Genomic DNA, 3166 nt, shown 5'->3' on the forward strand with positions numbered 1-3166 from the left:
CGCTCGAGCCGCTGGAGCCACTGTTGCTCGATCCGCTGCTGCCCTCGCTGCTGCTGTCGGTGTTGTCGCCCTCGCTGCCGGCGGTGACTTCCACGACGCGGGAGGCAAGGGCCTGGTTGCCGGCGGAGTCGGTCACGGCGTAGGTGACGGAGTAGACGCCTGGCTTGGCGGTGTCGATGTTGCCCACCACCTTCACCTTGTCGGTGAGGTCACCGTCCTTATTGTCCTTGGCGCTAACACCTTCGAGGAGGTTGGCCTTTTCACCCTTGGTGATGGTGAGCTTGTCGCTCGGAACGGTGAGCTCAGGGGCTTCGTTATCCTTCTCCTGCTGCTCCTGCGCGGTGAAGACGCCGAACTGGCGCACGATACCGGGCTTGGTGTCCTCCTTGGAGGAGGCATCAGCGGAGGTGGCGTACCAACCATAGGCCTGGCCGGCCTTGACGCCCTTGTACGTGACGCTGGCGGGCCAGCCGGACTTGGCGGTGTCTTTGCCGATCTCCTTGCCGGTATCGGTCAGGGCGAGCATGGAGTTCGTCGCAAAGCTGGTCTTGCGGGTCTGGAACTGGATCGGCACACGGAACTCATCCTCGTGGCCGTTGTAGCGCTGGCGGTCGTCGTACTCGGTGGCGTTGTGGTCGTCGAGAAGCGGCGAATACGTATCCACGATCATCTCTGAATTCTTCAGATCGAATTGCAGGAGGCGCAGGTAGCTGGAGCCAAAGCGCAGGCCGGTGTCGCCGTCATAGTCGCCGATCTCCGTCAGGCCCAGCTCATCGGAGCCGACCTCATAGAACTGGTAATCCGCGAGAAGCTCCACCACGTGGTTGTTGGTGTGGCCAACGTCCTTGCGGGTGACAATGGAAACGCCGTGCTCGTGGCCGGCCAGCACCAGGGCCACGTTGGGGTTCTTCTGGATGACGTTCTCGTAGACCATCACGCCATCATGGGAGAAGTCCGAGCCGCGGCCATCTGGGCTCGCGGAAGGCTTGAGGTAGGCGTGCGTCAGCAGGATGGCGTTGCGGTCGGAGTACTGCTTGAGCACCTTATCCGCCCACGCGGCTTCCTCCTCAGTGACGTCAAAGCCCAGGTGCAGGGCGATGAAGTCCATGCCGTTGGTGGAGAACAAGTCGTAGTGGTTATCGTTATCGCCCTCAGCATAGGGGTGGTAGGAGGCATCCTGCTCAGCCCACTTGCCCGTGCCCTGCTGAGCCTCGTAGCGCTCCGGTCCGAAGTATTCGTTGTAGAGGTTGTCGGCGCCGACATCCGCGCCGCTTTGGTTGTCGTGGTTGCCGGGCAGCACGCCGTTGACCACGCCGGCGTCCTCCAGAATCTTCTGGGCGTTGGAGGCTACCTCGAATTCCTTCTTGGCATTGGGGCGGTCATTGTCCTTGCCAATCCAGTTCTCGATGATGTCGCCGGTGTGGGCGGAGTAGGCAATCTTGCGCTTCTCGGCGTTGTCCGCGATCCACTGGGTGGCGGCGGTGTAGCCGTCTTCCCACTTCTTGCGTTCCTCGGCCGTGGCCTTCTCTACTGCGCCTTCGGAGAGGTACTGGGTATCGGTGTGGTGGGCGATGGAAAAGTCATAGTCGCTGGTGTCGGCGAACTCTTCGTTGACGGGTTCGTTGAGGTCATCGGCAAAGACGTCATAGCCCACCAGCATGGTGTGGATGCTTCCGTTGTCGACGAAATCCTGGTCGACCTCCGCGCTGAGGCTGACTTCGGCGTCGGCCGCGCCGCGGGTTTCTGCCAGCTTCTCCCAGCTGTTGCTCTTGGTATTCCAGGCCATAAGCCGCACCGAGCGCTTGGGATCCACGGTGCCGGACCAGGCGAGGTCGTGGGCCTTCTTCTCTGCGTCCTTGACCTTCAGATCAAAGCGCTGGAAGGGCATGTCCTCCGTGGAGCTGGTTTCCTGGGCGTCCTCGTTGTCCGGGTTGAGGGCCTTGTCGAAGTCCTCGCCGTCCTCGTACTCAAAGTCCAGGGTCTCCGGGATATCCGTGAAGGTGCCCTGGAAGCCCTTGTCTGCTACCGCCACATCAGCTTCGGTGAAGGTGGTCTCCACCTCCCCACCGCTCGGGTTATCCGCGCGGGCGGAGATGGTCACGCCCTCGCCGCTCGGCGTGGAGTCGGTGCCGGCGGCACCCGGGAGGTTGCCGGAGGTGAAGTCGATGGCCTGGGAGATAGGATTGCCAAAGACATCGCGACCCTCGGCCTGGATGGAGTGGTTTCCTTCCTTGAGGCCGGCGCCGATCTCCTGCCCCAGCTCGATCTCCTCGCCGTCCAGGGTATAGGTGAGCTCGCGGGAGATAAGGGCGGCGTCGTTGAACTGGACGTCGAAAGTCACCGGGCCCGTCAGGTGCTGGCCAGCACTCGGGGTGGAGCCGGTGATTTCCGCCTTCTTGTCGGTGCTCAGGTTGGAGTCCTCATAGAGGGCGGAAATCTCTTCTTCCCCCAGCGGATCGGAGAAGATGCGAGCCTCGCTCACGACGGCGTCGGAGTAGAACTGGGCGGTGTTATCCCGGCCGGAGTCCGCACCGATCATCACGGCGGTGGAATTGGACTTGGGCTTGGTCACCTCACCGTTGATCTCGGTGTTCTCAGCCACCTTGGCGCCGTTGACATAGAGCTCGCTCTTGGTGCCGTCGTAGACGCCGACCGCGTGGTACCACTGGCCGGGTTCTACTTGCTGCTGGGCTTTCTTGTAGCCATCGCTGCCGTTGACGGTGAAGGTGAGCTGGTCGCCGTAGATGACCATGGCCCAGCCGCCTGCTTCCTTGTTGGCGCACAGGCTCTTTTCGTTGCCGTCGAACTCCCCGTCGTAGCGGAAGACGCACTCGACGGTGAAGCCGTCCTTGATCTGGTCAAACTTGTCTCCGATGTCGAAGCCGACGGCATCTTTGCGGCCGTCGAAGTGGGCCACGGGGCGCTCGAGCACGCTGTCTTGCTCGACGGTGGGCGCGCCGATGTTCAGCGGTGCGGCATCGGATGCGGAGTTGCTGATGGTCCCGTTCTCCAAGGACAAGTCCAGGATGTCTGCCTTGGGCAGGTCCTGGGCGGAGGCGAATGCGGGAGCAACAAGGCTTGAGCCAACGAGGCTGATGGAGGCGATCAGCGCGGCTTGATGCAGCTTTTTATGAGACTTCTTTTGAGACACAAAAATTCCTTGACA

1 protein-coding gene is annotated in these 3166 nt (G+C 62.0%); it reads right to left on the reverse strand.

Annotation, left to right across the window (positions count from 1 at the left end):
- On the reverse strand, positions 1-3151 hold a 3151-nt coding region (locus tag HMPREF2698_RS10110; RefSeq protein ID WP_070564254.1), incomplete at its 3' end, for a LamG-like jellyroll fold domain-containing protein.
- Between the last annotated feature and the right edge of the window lie 15 nt (positions 3152-3166).

The organism is Corynebacterium sp. HMSC072A02 (assembly GCF_001810085.1).
GTDB classification, from domain to species: Bacteria; Actinomycetota; Actinomycetes; order Mycobacteriales; family Mycobacteriaceae; genus Corynebacterium; species Corynebacterium hesseae.